Raw genomic sequence first — 16,748 nt, forward strand, 5'->3', positions numbered from 1 at the left:
CGCGGCAGCCCGAGGCTCCCGCCGCCCAGGCCGCCCGCGCCACCCTGCCCGGCACCGCGCAGTTCGACCTGCAGGCGCCCGGCCGGCCCGACCAGCCCTACCGCATCCAGGTGGCCGAACCGCGCGGCAAGCCTCCCGCCAACGGCCTGCATCCCGTCATCTACCTGCTGGACGGCAATGCGGTATTCGGCGCCTACTACGACGCGACCCGCCTGCAGCAGGACCTGGCCGGCAGCGCCATCGTGGTGGCGGTGGGCTACCCGACCGACCTGCCGTTCGACTTCCTGCGGCGCTCGTACGATTTCTCGCCGCCAGAGCCGCCAGGCAAGCCGCTGCCGCGCGTCAACGGCTATCCGCCGCCCCTGGGCGGCGAGCAGGCGCTGCTGGCGTTCCTGGAGCACACCCTGCTGCCCGAGATCGCCCGCCGCTATCCGGTGGATCCGCGCCGCCGGATACTGGTCGGTCATTCGTTCGGCGGCATGTACGCGTTGAACGTGCTGTACACGCGGCCCGACCTGTTCACCCAGATCGTGTCGATCAGTCCGTCGCTGTGGTGGCAGGACCACTACCTGCTGGAGCGCGAAAGCGCCTTCATGCGCCAGACGCAGGCCGGCAAGCACGACCTGCGCCGCAGCCGGCTGCTGCTGATGGCCGGCGGCGCCGAGAGTCCGCAAACGGTGCACGAGGCCCGCTCGCTGGCGCGGCGGCTGGACCAATCGCTGGCGCCCCAGGGCCTGGCCACTGTCTATGTGGAGCTGCCCGAGGAAACGCACATGTCGGTGCCGGTGGCGGCCGCCACCCACGTGCTGCGCCACGTGCTGACGGCGCGCCAGCAATGAGCGCGCGGACGCGGCGCGCGACGCCCGCCGCGTCCGCCGGTTATTTGGTCATGACGCACAACTAAACAACCAATCCTTCGTTGGGCGCCGCGCGGCGCTCCCGTAATGTTTGCCAGGCAAGCAGGGACTTCCCCTGCGCCTCGCGATACGACCCACGGAGAGCGCCAGCATGAACCAGCCTTTGCACCCGAGCCACGCGTCACGGTCCGCCGCCGTCAAGGCGACCCTGGACTACCCGGTGATCGACACCGACGTGCACGTCAACGATTACGCGCCGGTCCTGGAGGACTACGTCCAGCACTACGGCGGCGGCAAGCTGGTGGATGCGCTGCGCAAGGCGCTGGGCTCGCGCTTCGCCACCAAGAGCGGCGGCAAGGACTGGTACCAGCAGACGCCGGCCGAGCGCCAGGACAACCGCACCCTGCGCTCGCCCTGGTGGGCGCGGGTCACGCGCAACACGCTGGACCTGGCCACCTATACCCTGCCCGAGCTGCTCAACGAGCGCCTGGCCGAGCAAGGCGCGGACTACTCCGTGCTGTTCCCCAACGACGTGCTGGCGCCGCTGGCCGCGGGCGACGAGTTCCGCCAGCCGCTGCACCGCGCCATCAACCACTTCCATGCCGACCAGTACCGCAAATACAGCGACCGCCTGACGCCGGTGGCCGGCATCCCGCTGAACACCCCGCAGGAAGGCATCGAGGAGCTTGAGTTCGCGGTCAAGACCCTGGGGCTGAAGGTCATCAACATCGCCGGCGGCGTGAAGCGGCCGATCAAGGCGATCGCGCGCAAGTATCCCGCCGCCGACTATCCCGAGATCGCCAAGCACGCCAGTTATATCGATTTCTATGGCATCGACAGCGAGTACGACTACGACCCGTTCTGGGCCAAGGTGGTCGAGCTGGGCGTGCCGGTCACCACGCACTACGGCAGCCAGGGCTGGACCGGCCGCCATTCCATCAGCAACTACATGTTCAACCACATCGGCCACTTCGCCGATGGCTCGCAGGCCTTCGCCAAGGCGCTGTTCTTCGGCGGCGTCACGCGGCGCTTCCCGAACCTGCGCGTGGCGCTGCTGGAAGGCGGCGCCGACTGGGGCTCGCACGTCTACACCCACCTGGTGGACCGCTGGGAAAAGCGCAACCGCGCGGCGGTGCAGAACTACAACCCGGCCAACGCCGACGTGGCGCTGCTGCACGAGCTGTTCCAGCGCTACGGCGCCGATTTCATCCGCGGCCGCGACATCGACCCGCGACAGCTGCTGCGCGACAGCCTCGGCATCTCGGCCCTGCCGCACAGCCGCGACCCGCATCCGGACGAACTGGACGACTTCGCCGCCGCCGGCATCGAGTCGGTCGAGGACATCCGCAAGCGCTGGGTCGACAGCTTCTACTTCGGCTCGGAATCCGACGACCGCACCGTGGCGGCAGCGTTCAACGACAAGGTCAATCCGCTCGGCGTGAAGATCAACGCCATCTGGTCCTCGGACATCGGCCACTGGGACGTGCCCGACCTGACCGCGCCGCTGGCCGAAAGCTGGGACCTGGTCGAACAGGGCGTGATCAGCGCGCAGGACTTCAAGGCGCTGGTGTTCGGCAACCCCTACCGCTTCTACACCGAGGCCAATCCGGCCTTTTTCCAGGGCACCGCCATCGAGCGCAAGCTCGCCGCGCCGGCCCGCGCGGCCGCCTGATCCTGCCCGTGCGTGGTTTGCCTGCCAGCGGGCCGGCGTGATGCCGGCCCGCTGCCCGATTCCTTCCTGAACGAGCCTTTTTCCATGAAGTCATTGATGATCCTGAGTAAACGCGTTGCCGCGCTGGGCCTGGTGGCCCTGGCGGCGTGGGGCGGCAGCGCCCGGGCCGCCGACGTCATCCGCGTCGGCGTGGCCACCGCCGGCGGCGGCGACCCGATCACCTGGGGCGGCTCGCCGGGCGGCGTGGTGCGCGTCAACCAGTGGCTGGAGCAGGCCTTCGCCGCCGACGGCGTCAAGGTCGAGTGGCTGTTCTTCAAGGGCGCCGGGCCGGCCGTCAACGAGGCGCTGTCGAACAAGCAGATCGACTTCGCCTACCAGGGCGACCTGCCGCAGGTGGTGGGCCGCGCCAACGGCCTGAAGACCAAGCTGCTGCTGGTCAGCGGCGCGCGCAACAACCTGTACCTGGTGGCGCCGCCGAATTCCCCGCTCAAGTCCATCGAGGACCTGAAGGACCGCAAGGTGTCGATCTTCCGCGGCACCAACGGCCACCTGGTGGCGATCAACGTGCTGGCCGCGCATGGCCTGGCCGAGCGCGACATCAAGGGCGTCAACCTGGATGCCGGCAGCGCCCAGGCGGCGCTGGTGTCCAACGGCGTGGACGCGGCCTTCGGCGGCTACGAATGGTTCAAGGTTCGCGACCAGGGCCTGGCCAAGGTCATCTACAGCACCCAGGGCCAGGACCCCGCCTACACCCGCCAGGCCTCGCTGCTGGTGCGCGAGGACTTCGAGCGCGAAAACCCCGCCCAGGTGCAGAAGGTGGTGGACGTGTTCGTGCGCGCCGCGCAGTGGTCGTCCGACGAGAAGAACCGCGACGCCCTCTTCAAGATCTGGGAAAAGAGCGGCGTGCCCTACGCCTCGTGGGCGGCCGAGTTCGACAAGCAGGACCTGGCCGCGCGCAACTCGCCGCTGATCGACGACTTCATCATCGCCCGCTACAAGGCGGTGGTGGCCGACGCCGCCAAGCTCAAGCTGATCCGCCGCGAGGTCTCGCTGGACGGCTGGTTCGATCCGCGCTACCTGCAGAATGCGCTCAAGGCCCAGGGGCTGGAGCGCTACTGGACCGCGTTCGACGCCGCCGGCAAGCCGGTGGCCGGCCCGGCCCAGGCCGCCGCGCGCTGACGGGACCGCGCCATGGCCTCTCTTTCCCATCACGCCCTGCCGCGCCTGGCCCCGGCGCCGGCCTGGGCGCGCCAGGCGGCCTGGACCGCCGCGCCCTGGCTGCTGCCGCTGGCCTTGCTGACGCTGTGGCAGACCGGCGCCAGTCAGGGCTGGATCTCGCCGCAGGTGCTGCCGCCGCCCGCCTTCGTCTGGGACACCCTGCGCGACCTGGCCACCAGCGGCGACCTGTGGCTGAACACCCGCGCCAGCCTGCAGCGGGTGCTGGTCGGCTTCGCGCTGGGCAGCCTGCTGGGGCTGCTGCTGGGCACGGCGATGGGCCTGTCTCGCCGGCTCGAGGCCTACGTGCTGCCGACCTTCAACGCGCTGGTGCAGATCCCGGTGCTGGCCTGGCTGCCGTTCGTGCTGCTGATCGTCGGCATCGGCGAACCGCTCAAGTACATCCTGATCGCCAAGGCGGCGCTGGTGCCGGTCACACTCAACACCTTGCAGGGCTTTCGCCAGGCCAGCCCGGCGCTGCGCGAAGTGGCGCGGGTCTATGGCTACAGCCGGCGCCAGGAGGTGCTGGAGGTGGTGGTGCCGCTGGCCCTGCCGACGCTCTTCACCGGCCTGCGGCTGGGCTTCACCAAGGCCTGGCTGTCGCTGGTGGTGGTCGAACTGGTGGCCTCCAGCGAGGGCCTGGGCTACCTGATCGTCTACGGCCGCCAGTTGTTCCAGCTGGACCTGGTGATGGCCGCGGTGATCGTGGTGGGCGCCATCGGCTACGCCATCGACCGGCTGCTGGACTGGGCCGAGACCCGCCTGATCCACGGCCGCCGCGGCGCCGCCACGGCCCCGCAGGTGCAACCATGAGCGCGCCGACGCCTGTCTCGCGCGACGCGGCCGAGCTGGCGCTGTCGCAACCGCTGGCCGTGCGCGGCGGCGGCCGCTGGCGCGGCCTGGTGCTGCCGGTGGCGGCGATCGCGCTGTGGTGGCTGCTGGCCCGCGCCGATCTGGTGAACTCGGCCCTGCTGGTGTCGCCCGGCAAGGTGCTGGCCACCGCCGCCGACCAGATCGTCGGCGGCAAGCTGTGGCGCGCGCTGGGCGCCAGCCTGGGCCGCGAGCTGACCGGGTTCGCCATCGGCACGCTGTCCGGCCTGCTGCTGGGGGTGCTGCTGGGCCTGTCGCCGGTGTTCAACCGGCTGGTGGGGCCCAGCTTCAACACCTTCAAGCAGATCTCGCTGTTCGCCTGGATCCCGCTGATCTCGGTGTGGTTCGGGCTGGGCGACACCGCCAAGGTGGTGTTCCTGTCGCTGGCGGCGCTGGTGCCGGTGGTGGTCAACACCTGCGACGGCGTGCGCAACGCGCCGCCCAAGCTGCTGGAGGTGGCGCGGGTCTACGGCTACAGCCGTTGGCAGACCTTCGCCCAGGTGGTGCTGCCGGCCGCCGCGCCCGCCATCTTCACCGGCGTCTACCTGGCGCTGATCTATTCCTGGCTGGCCACCATCGGCGCCGAATACCTGCTGGTGGCGGGCGTCGGCATCGGCAACCTGCTGATCGAGGGCAGCGAACATTTCCAGATGGACCTGGTGATCTTCGGCATGTTCGTGGTCGGGGTGATCGGCTGGCTCATGAATGCCCTGGCCCGCGTGGCCGAACGGCGGCTCGCGCGCTTGCGCGGCCAGGACCAATAACCGCAGGAAAACTCAGGCATGACTCAACCTACTTCGTTGGACCTGTCACTGCAGGCGGTCGGCAAGCGCTATCCCAGCGCCCAGGCCGAGGGCGGCGTGCTGCAGGTGCTCACGGGCGTGGACCTGGACATCCCCGCCGGCCAGTTCGTTTCCATCGTCGGCGCCAGCGGCTGCGGCAAATCCACCCTGCTGCGCCTGATCCTGGGGCTGGACGACGCTTACGAGGGCGCTATCACGCTGGGCGGCGAGCCAGTGCGCGGCACCGGGCCGGAACGCGGCATCGTGTTCCAGGACCACCGCCTGTTCCCGTGGCTGACGGTGGCGCAGAACATCGCCGTGGGGCTGCGCAACGCCGCCATCTCCAGCGCCGATAAGCGCGACCGGGTGGCCGAACACATCGCCCTGGTGGGGCTGGAGGGCTTCGAGCAGTCGTATCCGCACCAGATCTCGGGCGGCATGGCGCAGCGCGTGGCGATCGCGCGCGGCCTGGTCAACCGGCCGCGCGTGCTGCTGCTGGACGAGCCCTTCGGCGCGCTCGACGCGCTGACCCGGGCGCGGCTGCAGACCGAGCTGCAGCGCATCTGGCAGAAGGAGCGCATCACCATGATCCTGGTGACGCACGACGTCGAGGAAGCGGTCTACCTGGGAGACCGGGTGGTCATCATGCAGCCGCGCCCGGGGCGCATCCGCCGCATCGTCGACGTGCCGTTGCCGCACGCCCGCAACCGCAGCGACCCGCGCTTCATCAGGCTGCGCGACGACGTGCTGTCCGACTTCCTGGAGCCGGACGGCGCGCCCGCCGACGACAGCCCGCCGCTGGGCGCCGACGCCCGCGGCGGCGTGCCGGCGCTGCCGTCGCTGGCCTCGCTGCGGATGGCCTGGTGACCGTCATGTTCCGCTTCCCGGCGGCGCGCGCCGCGTTGCCGCCCCACCTATTGCTGGAGTCATTGCCATGACCCGTTCCACGCGCCAGATCAAGCTCGGCGCCTTCCTGATGCAGACCGGCCACCACATCGCCGCCTGGCGTCATCCCGAGGCCCAGGCCGACGCGCCGGTCAACTTCCGCCACTACGCCGAATTGGCGCGGCGCGCCGAGGCCGCCAAGTTCGATGCCATCTTCCTGGCCGACTCGGTCGGCGTGCGCAACACCGACCTGGCGTCGCTGTCGCGCACCGCCCGCAGCGACCACTTCGAGCCGCTGACGCTGCTGTCGGCGCTGGCCGCCGTGACCGAGAAGATCGGCCTGATCGCCACCGTCTCCACCACCTACAACGAGCCCTACCACGTGGCGCGCAAGTTCGCCTCGCTCGACCACATCAGCGGCGGCCGCTCGGGCTGGAACCTGGTGACCTCCAGCGGCCAGGGCGAGGCGCAGAACTTCAACCTGGACGAGCATGTCGAACACGCCCGCCGCTACGCACGCGCCGCCGAGTTCCACGACGTGGTGCTGGGGCTGTGGGACAGCTGGGAAGACGACGCCTTCCTGCGCGACAAGCCCAGCGGCCAGTACTTCGACCCCGCCAAGCTGCATCCGCTACACCATCGCGGCGAACATTTCTCGGTGCGCGGGCCGTTGAACGTGTCGCGCTCGCCGCAGGGCCGGCCGGTGGTGGTGCAGGCCGGCGCCTCGCCCGCCGGCCGCGACCTGGCGGCGCGCACCGCCGAAGTCATCTTCGTGGCCCACCAGACCTTCGACGAAGCCCAGGCGTTCTACCGCGACATCAAGGGCCGCGCCGTGGCGTACGGCCGCGATCCCGACGACATCAAGATCATGCCCGGCATCTTTCCCGTGATCGGCCGCACCCAGGCCGAGGCCGAGGACAAGTTCGCGCGCCTGCAGGACCTGATCCATCCGGTGGTCGGCGTGCAGTTGCTGTCCAACATGATCGGCGGCTTCGACCTGTCGGGGTATCCGGTCGACGGGCCCTTGCCCGACCTGCCCGAGACCAACGGCGGCAAGAGCCGCCAGCAGCTGCTGATCGATCTGGCGCGGCGCGACAACCTGACGATCCGCCAGCTGTACCTGCGCATCGCCGGCGCCCGCGGCCACCAGCAGGTGGTCGGCACGCCGCAGAGCGTGGCCGATCAGTTGCAGCAATGGTTCGAGCAAGACGGCGCCGACGGCTTCAACATCATGTCGCCGTGGCTGCCCGGCGGGCTGGACGACTTCATCGAACTGGCGCTGCCGGAGCTGCGCCGCCGCGGCCTGTTCCGCAGCGAGTACGAGGGCGCCACGCTGCGCCAGCATCTCGGCCTGGCGCGTCCGCCGCATCGGGCCGTGGCGGCGGCGCAAGCCGCTGTCGCCGAGGCGGAAGCCGCCTCCGCCTGAGGCCGGGCGTGGCGGGACGCCAGGCGGCCCGGCGATATCATCCTGGCTCATAGCAGATAGGCGGTTTTTCATATTGATGAATGACCGCGCTGGCCTCATCATGGCGCGGGGTCCGTCCGGACCCCGCGCCGATTCCGCCACCGACATGCCGCACAAACCGCTCGCCATCCTGCAAATGGGCCGTCCGCCCGAAGACCTGCGCGCCACCCACGGCGAACAGGCCGACTGGGTCGCCGCCGCCCTGGACGGCATCGACGTCCCCCTGACGGTCCTGCATCCCGCCGCCAGAGACGCGCTGCCCGACCCCGCCTCGCTGCGCGGCGCGGTGCTGACCGGCTCCTGGTCCATGGTCACCGATCGCGAGCCATGGAGCGAACGCACCGCGCAATGGCTGCGCGACGCCATGGCCGCGCAGTTGCCGCTGCTGGGCATCTGCTATGGCCATCAGCTGATGGCGCACGCGTTCGGCGGCGTGGTCGACTATCACCCGCGCGGCCGCGAAATCGGCCTGCATACGGTTCAGCGCCTGCCCGCCGCGGCCGCCGATCCGCTGCTGGCGAGCCTGCCCGACCGTTTCCTGGCCCACCTGACGCACGAGCAGAGCGTGCTGCAGCCGCCCGCCACCGCGACGGTGCTGGCCGGCACGGCGCACGATCCGCATCAGGTGCTGCGCTACGGCCCGCGCGCGCTGTCGGTGCAGTTCCACCCCGAATTCACCGCCGGCCTGATGGACGCCTGCCTGGCGCGGCGCCAGGGCCTGCTCGCGGCGGACGGCCATGACGTCGCCGCGCTGCGCGCCGCCCTGGCGCCCACCCCGCACGCCCAATCGATCCTGCGCGGCTTCGCGGCGGCATGCTGACCTACCTGCTGTGGTCGCTGCCGGCGCTGATCGTCATCGCCGCCATCGCCAGCGGCCGCCTGAACACCACCCTGGCCGCCGTGCTGGGCCTGCTCGCGGCCGCGCCGGTGGCCCTGTTCAGCGCGCCCGGCGTCTTCGGCGCGGGCCAGCTGGGCCATGCCCTGGCGCGCGGACTGTGGATCGGCGCCATCATCACCCCCTACATCCTGGGCGGCCTGCTGTTCTGGCAGATGGCCGCGCGCGGCGATCCCGGCCAGCGTGACGCGCTGGCGCCGGCCGACCCGCTGGCGCGGCGCCGCCTGCTGTTCTTCGCCTGTTTCCTGATCGGCCCTTTCGCGGAGTCGGCCACCGGCTTCGGCGTCGGCATGCTGGGCACGGTGCTGCTGATCCGGCCGCTCGGCTTCAAGCCGCGCGAGCTGATGGTGTTCGCGTTGTTGAGCCAGACCCTGATCCCCTGGGGCGCCATGGGCAGCGGCACGCTGCTGGCCTCGGCCTATGCGCGCGTGCCGGCATCCCAGCTGGCGCTGGTCGGCATGGTGCCGGTGGCCCTGCTGATGATCGTCTGGATGACATTGTTCTGGCGCACCGCGAACCGCGCCGGACTGCCGGCCGCCGCCAACGAGCGCGCCCGCGAGGCCGGCTGGATGCTGGCCTGCCTGGCGCTGCTGACGGCGGCCACGGCGCTGCTGGGGCCCGAAACCGCCCTGCTGGCGGCCTATGGCCCGCTGATCGTGCTGCGTTTCGTGCTCGACCGCCGGCCCGGCCGCGCCGAGCTGCGCATGGCGGCGCGCGGCGCCCTGCCCTACATCGTGCTGATCGCCTGCCTGGTGGTGACGCGCCTGGCGCCGGGCCTGAACCCGGCCCTGGCCCGGCTGGCCAGGATCGCGCCCTATCCCGACCTGCCCGCCTGGGCGCCGTTCCTGCACGCCGGCAGCTGGCTGATCGGCGGCGCGCTGCTGATGGCGCTGCTGCGCCGCCAGCCCGGCCTGCTGGCCGGCAATGCGCGCCACGCCTGGAACACCGGCAAGCACGCGGTGCTGTCGGTGTTCCTGTTCGCGATGATGGCCGAGGTGCTGGCCGGCGCCGGCATTTCGCAGGCCTTCGCGGATGGGTTGTTCCGTAGCCTGCAGGACTGGACGCTGCTGTTGACGCCGCTGCTGGCCGGCGCCTTCGGCATCCTGGCCAATAGCGGCAACGCGCCCAACAGCCTGTTCATGCCGTCGCAGCTGTCGCTGGCGCTGCACGCCGGCCTGAGCCTGCCGGCGGCGGCCGCGCTGCTGCACGTGTCGGGCACGTCGATGGGATTTTTCTCGCCGATCCGCATGTCGATCGCCGCCGGCCTGGCCCACGGCCGCGGCCAGGAGCGCGCGGTCTACGCGCAACTGCTGCCGTTCGCGGTGGGCGCCTTCGCCATCCTGCTGGGCCTGGCGCTGCTGCTGGTGCTGGCGGGCTGAACCGCCCGCCGCGCCCGGCCAACGTGGCGGGCGCAGGCTAGTGCGGCGACATCAGCCCCAGCAGGCCCGCCACCGCCAGCACCAATGCGCCCAGCGCCAGCTCCCATAGCGTGTTGCGCCGGATCGCGCGCAACGCCACCACGGGTTGTGTCCGGATGCGCGCGATCCAGCGATAGCGGTTGCGCAGCGCCAGGCCCGTCATCGCCAGCGCCAACAGCGCCTTGACCAGCAACACCTGCACGTAGCCGGAGGCCGGGTCGGGCAACCCGGGGCCGAGAATCAGCGCCGCGTTGGCGACCCCGCTCAACAGCAGCACGGCCACGGCCACATGCCCCCAGGCCGAAAAGCGCAGCAGCGCCCGCGTGGCGTCCCGCCGCCACGCCGGCCGCCGCCAAGCCGCCAGCCACAGCAGGAACACCGGCAGCGATCCCAGCCAGAACGCCGCCGCCAGCACGTGCAGGAAGTCATTCAGCGCGTGCGCCAGCCCCAGCCAGCCCTCGTGCATCGCCGCATGGCCGCTCAAGGCCAGCGGCGCCAGCGCCAGCGCGGCGACCCCGGCGATCAGGCTGGGGCTGCCGGGCCGCAAGCCGAGCACCACGCCCAGCAGCGCCGCCGCGGCCACCGCCCGCACGATCCAGACCTGCCCGTAGCGGGTCTGCAGGATGACCGTGTCGAGCATGTCTTCATCGAACATCGCGTGCCAGTCGCCGGCGATGCTGGCGGCCTGCAACGGCAACAGGCACAGCGTGGCGGCGAGCCCGACGATCCCCGCCAGGCGGAAAACGCGCCGCAGCGCGGCTTCCGTCTCCAGCTCGAGGCGGGGCGAACCGCCCAGGGCCAGCATCGCGCCAGCGCCGAACAACACCGCCACCGCGCCGGCGGCGAGGGCCCGGCACAGCGCGAACGCCAGCAACAACGGGGTCATCTCAAGGCTTGACCGTGAAGGTCCAGGCGCCGTCGGTCTTGTGGCCGTCCTTGGACAGCGCCTGCCATTTGACCGTGTAGGCGCCGGCCGGCAGGGGCTTGGCCACCGGCAGCACCAGCGTCTTGTCGTCACCGGGTGCAGGCACCGCCTTGGCCGTGACGGCGGGCTTGCCGGCGGCGTCCAGCACGGTCAGCGTGGAAAACGCGGGCTCCAGCCCTTCGGAAAAGCTGGCGCTCACCGAGGACGGCGTGGCCACTTCGGCCTTGTCGGCCGGCGTGGCGCGCTGCAGGTGGGCGTGGGCCCAGGCCCATTGCGGGGCCAGGATCAGCGTGGCGGCGATCAGAACGGGTTTAAACATGATGAATCTCCTGGAAAATGGGCGGCGCCGGGCCGCGTGGCGAATAAGAGACGCGCGGCAGGCGCGCGGGAAAATCGCGGAAGGAATGGCGCACGAGACGGGGCGCGGCAGGCGCCTGGGCCGGGGTCCCGTGTGTGTCACACGACGAGCGAGCCGGGCGAAACCGTGCAGGCGCGGCGCGAAAACGGCATCAGGCCGCGCGCGGCGGGGCCCGTGACTGCTGTGGCAGCCACAGCGGCTCGCCGCGGGGATGCGGCGCGACGTCAATGGCGAAAGGCAACGCCGGCAGCTCGGCCGGCAGGCGCCAGGCGATGCCGGCTGGCGCGGGCGGGCCAGCCCCGCCCAGCATGGCGCAGGTCGATGCGCAGCAGTGCGGCAACGGGCCGCCCAGGGCCCCGGCGTCATGGCCGGCCGCGGACGGGCTGACCGGTGCATCCGCCGCCAACACCACCACGCGCGGACCGCTGGCGGTGCAGAGGATGACGCTGGCGCCATTTCCGGACACCCCCGCGGACGCCGCCGGCGCGGGCGCGCCGAACGCCGCGGAGGCCACCAGCGACTGGAAAACCAGCAACGCCGCCGCCAGCCACGCCACCGCGCGGCGGGCGGCGGCGGACGGGCTTGTAAACGTAACCGGCGTGTGCATCCCCATGGTGGCCACGAGCTTACGACGGCCGCCGGAGGGCCGCAACTTCAATCTGACCCGCTACAACTGTTATGCTCCACGCTTTCAACATTTGAAGTCGCAGCACACCATGGGTCTAGAACAGCTCGCCGCAATCCGAGAACTGCTCGTGAAGCAGGCTCCCGAAGAGGCGGCTTCCAAAAAGAAACCCGCCCGTCCGGCCACCAACGAAGCGGGGTCGCGCAAGCCCTCCGCGCGTCCGTCCGACGATGCGGCTGCCGCCCGGAAGAAACCTGCGCGTTCGCCGGCTGGCGAACGACGCGAGGCGCCGGCGGTCGACCCGGTGCTGATCGCCATTTCGCGGTTGCAACGGCAATTCCCCAAGGCCTTCCCCAAGAAGCCGGCGCCCAAGGTGCCGCTCAAGCTGGGCGTGCTCGAGGATCTGGTGCAACACGCCAAGGCCCTGCAGCTCAGCGCCGACGAAATCAAGCAGGCCGTCAAGACCTGGTGTGACGGCCGCCGCTACTGGGACTGCATGGTCGAGGCCGCCGCGCGCGTGGACCTGAACGGCGAACCCGCCGGCGCCGTCACCGCCAATGAGGCGCAGCACGCCAAGCGCATGGCCTCGCGCCGCCACGCCAAGGCGGGCGGCCGCGGCGGCAAGGGCAATGCGAACAAGGGCAAGCCGGCCGCGGAAGGCGCCAAGCAACCGGCGCAGGCCGAGGCCGCCGCGCCCGCCGATACGTCCGTGGACGCGCCGGTCGATACCTCTGTCGATACTTCGGTGGCAACGCCGGCCCAGGCGCCGTCGGATACGCAGACGGCCGACTGATCGCGGCATTCCAAAAAAAGCGGACCGTGTGGCGCCAGGCGCTCCACGGTCCGCGGTCTTTTGGAGGGGACAGGGCGTGCCGGTCGCCCGCCTCAATCCAGCCGGATATCGGCGCTCTGCACCACCTTGGCCCAGCGCGCCCGCTCGCTGTTGAAGAACTGCGTCAGCTGCGCCGGGTCGCGCACCACGATCTCGGCGCCCTGCTCGTTCAGCTGCGATTTCACGTCGGGCTGGTTGACGATCTGGCCCATCAGCGTGGCCAGCAGGCTGGCGGTCTTGTCGGTGGTGGTGACGGGCGCCATCACGCCCTGCCAGGTGCCGGACTCGAAGCCCGCCACGCCCTGCTCCGAAATCGTCGGGATGTCGGCCACCAGCTGCATGCGTTCCTTCTTCGAGATCGCGATCGCGCGCAGCTTGCCGCCCTTGATGTGCGGCAGCGTCGCCAGCAGGCCGTTCATGATGACCTGGGTCTGGCCGCCGATGGTGTCCGTCACCGCCTGCGAACCGCCCTTGTAGGGCACGTATTCCCATTGCGCGCCGGTGGCCTGCTGCACCGCCACGGCCGCCAGGTGCGGCGCGCTGCCGATGGCGGTGACGGCGAAGTTCAGACGCTGCTTCTTCGACAGCGCCACCAGCTCCGGCACGGTCCTGGCGGGCACATCCGGATGCACCGCCAGCACGTGCGGCGAATAAGCCAGCATGCCGACCGCGCGCAGGTCCCTGGACGGATCGAAGCTGAGCTTGGTGTAGACCGACGGGCTGATCGCCAGCGCGCCGACGTCGCACAGCAGCACCGTATGGCCCTCCTGCGCCGACTGCACCACGATGCCGGCGCCCAGGTTGCCGTTGGCGCCGGGCTTGTTCTCGACCACCACCGTCTGCTTGAGCGCCTCGGCCAGGCGCGGCGCGATCATGCGCGCGATGATGTCCGACGAACCGCCGGGCGGGTACGGCACCACGATGCGCACCGGCCGCGTCGGCCATGCATCCGCCTGGGCCCAGGCCGGCGTCAGGCGCGCCAGTCCCAGCGCGGCGGCGCCGGCCAGCAGGTGCCTTCTGTTTGAATCCATGTTGTCTCCGTTGTCGTTGTAAGTAGAGTGTCCGGGCCGGCCGCGGCAGGCCCGGTCCAGCCCCCGGCGTCGCGCGCCGGGGTGCCGCTTGCGTCGGGTCCGCCGCCGGCGGACCCGAGGGAAAGGCGTCAGGTCACCGGACCCGGGTTGAACAGCGCCAGGGCGTTGTGCAGCTTGAGCGCCTCGGCACAGGTCTGGCGCCGGCCGCTGGCCACGTCCAGCATCAGGCGGAACAGCTCCCAGCCCACGTCCTCGATGCTGGCCTGGCCGGTGGCGATGCGGCCGGCGTCCACATCCATCAGGTCGTGCCAGCGCCGCGCCAGGTCGCTGCGGGTGGCGACCTTGATCACCGGCACCTGCGCCAGCCCGTAGGGCGTGCCGCGGCCGGTCGTGAAGATGTGCAGGTTCATGCCCGCCGCCAGCTGCAGCGTGCCGCAGATGAAATCGCTGGCCGGCGTGGCCGCGAAGATCAGGCCCTTGCGCGTCAGCCGTTCGCCCGGCGACAGCACGCCGTCGATGTCGGACGTGCCGGACTTGATGATCGACCCCATCGCCTTCTCGACGATGTTGGACAGGCCGCCCTTCTTGTTGCCCGGGCTGGTGTTGGCGCTGCGGTCGGCGCTGCCGCGTTGCAGGTATTCGTCGTACCAGGCCATTTCGCGCACCAGCGCCTGCGCCACTTCCGGCGTGGCGGCGCGCGCGGTCAACTGGTCGATGCCGTCGCGCACCTCGGTGTTTTCCGAGAACATCACGGTGCCGCCGGCGCGCACCACCAGGTCGGCCGCGAAGCCGACCGCCGGATTGGCCGTCACGCCCGAGAACGCGTCGCTGCCGCCGCACTGCACGCCCACCACCAGTTCGGACACCGGACAGGTTTCGCGGCGGCGCTGGTCCAGGATCCGCAGATGGCGCTCGGCGGTGCGCATGATGTTGGCGATCATGGACTCGAAGCCCACGTGTTCGTCGTCCTGCAGCACGATGGTATCGACGCCGCCGTCCGCCGCCATGCCCTCGCCAGCGCGGATCGGGATCGCGCCGGGCGCCAGCAGGCGCTCGGGCTGCAGTTTCTCGCATCCCAGGCTCACCACCATCGCGGTGCCGCCGAAGTTGGGATTGCGGGCGATGTTGTGCAGCGTGCGCACCGGAATCGCCGCGCCCGGCGCGTCGATGGCGACGCCGCAGCCATAGGTGTGCTCGATGCCCACCACCCCGTCGACATTGGGATAGCGCGGCAACAGCTCGCGGCGGATGCGCTCGACCGCGTGTTCGACCACGCCCTGCACGCATTGCACCGTGGTGCTGATCGCCAGGATATTGCGCGTGCCGACGGTGCCGTCGGCATTGCGGTAGCCCTCGAACGTATGGCCCTCCAGCGGCGGCAGCGGCGCGCGCTTGCGCGTGCCGACCGGCAGGTCCTGCAGCGTGCGCGCGGCGGGCATGGTGTTGACGCGCTCATTGACCCAGCTGCCGCGCGGCAGGTCGCGCGCGGCGTAGCCCACGATGACGTTGTAGCGGCGCACCGGCTCGCCCTGCGCCAGGTCGCGCAGCGCCACCTTGTGGCCTTGCGGCACGGCCTCGACCAGCGTCAGGCCGTCCGGCAGCGCGGCGCCGGCCGCCAGGCCGCCGTCATTGGCCACGATGGCGACGTTGTCCTCGGGATGAATCTTGATCAGCACGGGCGCTGGGCCAGCCGCGGGCAGCATGGTGGAATCCTCAGGGAAAGGGGCGTCGCGGTAGGCGGCGCGCGATACGTTATCGTACAACTTCAGCGATTATGCGTTGGACCCGGATTGCCCCGCATTGCGGATTTCCCCAATGTTCTCCTGTAATGCTCTGGGGGAACGGGTTGAATGGCGGAAAATCATGTTGTACGATGACGTACCTATTCAACCGAATTCGCATGGCAGGCACGCCTGCCTGCGATGACCCGCCACTTACGGAAACCCGCCCATGACCACGCCGCAGGAGCTCAAGGCCATCGTCTCGGAAGGACTGCTCTCCTTCCCCGTGACCGATTTCGACGCGCAAGGCAACTTCAACGCCAAGACCTACGCCCAGCGCCTGGAATGGCTGGCCCCCTATGGCGCCACCGCCCTGTTCGCCGCCGGCGGCACCGGCGAGTTCTTCTCGCTGGCCCCCGATGAGTACTCGGATGTCATCCGCACCGCCGTCACCACCTGCGCCGGCAAGGTGCCGATCCTGGCCGGCGCCGGCGGCCCGACCCGCCTGGCCATCGCCTACGCCCAGGAAGCCGAACGCCTGGGCGCCAAGGGCGTGCTGCTGCTGCCGCACTACCTGACCGAAGCCTCCCAGCAGGGCATCGCCGACCACGTCGAACAGGTCTGCAAGTCCGTCAAGATCGGCGTCATCGTCTACAACCGCGCCCAGTCGCGCCTGTCGGCCGACCACCTGGCCCGGCTGGCCGAGCGCTGCCCCAACCTGATCGGCTTCAAGGACGGCGTCGGCGACATCGAAGCCATGGTCCGCATCCGCCGCAAGCTGGGCGACCGCTTCTCCTACCTGGGCGGCCTGCCCACCGCCGAGGTCTATGCCGCCGCTTACCGCGCGCTCGGCGTGCCGGTGTATTCGTCGGCCGTCTTCAACTTCGTGCCCAAGACCGCGATGCAGTTCTACCGCGCCATCGCCGCCAACGACCACGACACCACCAACCGCCTGCTCGACGAGTTCTTCCTGCCCTACCTCGAGATCCGCAACCGCTGCGCCGGCTACGCCGTCAGCATCGTCAAGGCCGGCGCCAAGCTGGTCGGCCACGATGCCGGCCCGGTGCGCGCGCCGCTGACCGACCTGCGTCCCGAGGAACTGGACATGCTCGACGCCCTGATCCGCAAGCTCGGCCCCCAATAGGCCCGCGACGCGCCACACCTGTTCGCCCCCGTTCCGGGGGCGTTTTCATTCGG

At 70.6% G+C, this 16,748-nt stretch carries 16 protein-coding genes; 11 read left to right on the forward strand and 5 right to left on the reverse strand.

Going from position 1 to position 16,748, the window contains the following annotated elements; all coding sequences use genetic code 11:
* The 9 genes from H0523_RS21335 to H0523_RS21375 all read left to right on the forward strand — a co-directional run.
* On the forward strand, positions 1 to 839 hold an 839-nt coding region (locus tag H0523_RS21335), incomplete at its 5' end, for an alpha/beta hydrolase (RefSeq protein WP_180180138.1).
* A gap of 169 nt (positions 840 to 1,008) precedes the next feature.
* A complete protein-coding gene (locus H0523_RS21340) occupies positions 1,009 to 2,529 on the forward strand; it encodes an amidohydrolase family protein (protein ID WP_054430485.1) in 1,521 nt (506 codons plus the stop codon).
* Between the two features lie 84 nt (positions 2,530 to 2,613).
* Positions 2,614 to 3,708: an ABC transporter substrate-binding protein gene (locus tag H0523_RS21345; RefSeq protein WP_054430486.1), complete on the forward strand. Its 1,095-nt coding sequence runs from the start codon at positions 2,614 to 2,616 to the stop codon at positions 3,706 to 3,708.
* Positions 3,709 to 3,720: 12 nt separating this feature from the next.
* Positions 3,721 to 4,557, forward strand: coding sequence for an ABC transporter permease (locus H0523_RS21350; protein ID WP_231689834.1), 837 nt, complete (start codon positions 3,721 to 3,723; stop codon positions 4,555 to 4,557).
* Positions 4,554 to 5,378: an ABC transporter permease gene (locus H0523_RS21355; RefSeq protein WP_197286479.1), complete on the forward strand. Its 825-nt coding sequence runs from the start codon at positions 4,554 to 4,556 to the stop codon at positions 5,376 to 5,378. Before H0523_RS21350 ends, H0523_RS21355 begins: the two co-directional genes overlap by 4 nt.
* A gap of 18 nt (positions 5,379 to 5,396) precedes the next feature.
* Complete coding sequence (locus tag H0523_RS21360; protein WP_054430487.1) at positions 5,397 to 6,263, forward strand: ABC transporter ATP-binding protein; 867 nt, start codon at positions 5,397 to 5,399, stop codon at positions 6,261 to 6,263.
* A 67-nt stretch (positions 6,264 to 6,330) separates the two neighbouring features.
* Positions 6,331 to 7,707, forward strand: coding sequence for an LLM class flavin-dependent oxidoreductase (locus H0523_RS21365; RefSeq protein WP_054430488.1), 1,377 nt, complete (start codon positions 6,331 to 6,333; stop codon positions 7,705 to 7,707).
* A 145-nt stretch (positions 7,708 to 7,852) separates the two neighbouring features.
* Positions 7,853 to 8,566, forward strand: coding sequence for a glutamine amidotransferase (locus H0523_RS21370; RefSeq protein ID WP_054430676.1), 714 nt, complete (start codon positions 7,853 to 7,855; stop codon positions 8,564 to 8,566).
* Positions 8,560 to 10,020, forward strand: a complete 1,461-nt coding sequence (locus H0523_RS21375) for a hypothetical protein (protein WP_082404433.1) — start codon at positions 8,560 to 8,562, stop codon at positions 10,018 to 10,020. Before H0523_RS21370 ends, H0523_RS21375 begins: the two co-directional genes overlap by 7 nt.
* Positions 10,021 to 10,057: 37 nt before the next feature.
* Here the strand turns inward: H0523_RS21375 and copD are convergent, their stop codons facing one another.
* The 3 genes from copD to H0523_RS21390 all read right to left on the reverse strand — a co-directional run bounded on the left by copD (position 10,058) and on the right by H0523_RS21390 (position 11,949).
* Positions 10,058 to 10,945, reverse strand: coding sequence for a copper homeostasis membrane protein CopD (gene copD, locus H0523_RS21380; protein ID WP_054430489.1), 888 nt, complete (start codon positions 10,943 to 10,945; stop codon positions 10,058 to 10,060).
* A gap of 1 nt (position 10,946) precedes the next feature.
* Positions 10,947 to 11,303 carry a copper homeostasis periplasmic binding protein CopC gene (copC, locus tag H0523_RS21385; RefSeq protein ID WP_054430490.1) on the reverse strand — a complete coding sequence of 119 codons (357 nt, stop codon included), beginning with the start codon at positions 11,301 to 11,303 and terminating at the stop codon, positions 10,947 to 10,949.
* Positions 11,304 to 11,493: 190 nt separating this feature from the next.
* Positions 11,494 to 11,949 carry a hypothetical protein gene (locus H0523_RS21390; RefSeq protein ID WP_156350031.1) on the reverse strand — a complete coding sequence of 152 codons (456 nt, stop codon included), beginning with the start codon at positions 11,947 to 11,949 and terminating at the stop codon, positions 11,494 to 11,496.
* Positions 11,950 to 12,097: 148 nt separating this feature from the next.
* Between H0523_RS21390 and H0523_RS21395 the strand changes: the two genes are divergently transcribed.
* The gene (locus H0523_RS21395) at positions 12,098 to 12,760 is read left to right on the forward strand and encodes a ProQ/FinO family protein (RefSeq protein WP_054430492.1); all 663 of its coding nucleotides are present in this window, start codon (positions 12,098 to 12,100) and stop codon (positions 12,758 to 12,760) included.
* A gap of 92 nt (positions 12,761 to 12,852) precedes the next feature.
* On the opposite strand, the gene H0523_RS21400 is transcribed toward H0523_RS21395, so the two are convergent.
* Positions 12,853 to 13,830, reverse strand: a complete 978-nt coding sequence (locus H0523_RS21400; protein WP_054430493.1) for a Bug family tripartite tricarboxylate transporter substrate binding protein — start codon at positions 13,828 to 13,830, stop codon at positions 12,853 to 12,855.
* Between the two features lie 128 nt (positions 13,831 to 13,958).
* Positions 13,959 to 15,533 (reverse strand): galactarate dehydratase, encoded by a 1,575-nt coding sequence (garD, locus tag H0523_RS21405; RefSeq protein ID WP_054430494.1) that lies wholly within the window; start codon positions 15,531 to 15,533, stop codon positions 13,959 to 13,961.
* A 247-nt stretch (positions 15,534 to 15,780) separates the two neighbouring features.
* On the opposite strand from garD, the gene kdgD reads away from it, so the two are divergent.
* Positions 15,781 to 16,695, forward strand: a complete 915-nt coding sequence (kdgD, locus tag H0523_RS21410; protein ID WP_054430495.1) for a 5-dehydro-4-deoxyglucarate dehydratase — start codon at positions 15,781 to 15,783, stop codon at positions 16,693 to 16,695.
* Positions 16,696 to 16,748: the final 53 nt, after the last annotated feature.

The organism is Achromobacter insuavis (assembly GCF_902859645.1).
Classification (GTDB): Bacteria; Pseudomonadota; Gammaproteobacteria; order Burkholderiales; family Burkholderiaceae_B; genus Achromobacter; species Achromobacter insuavis.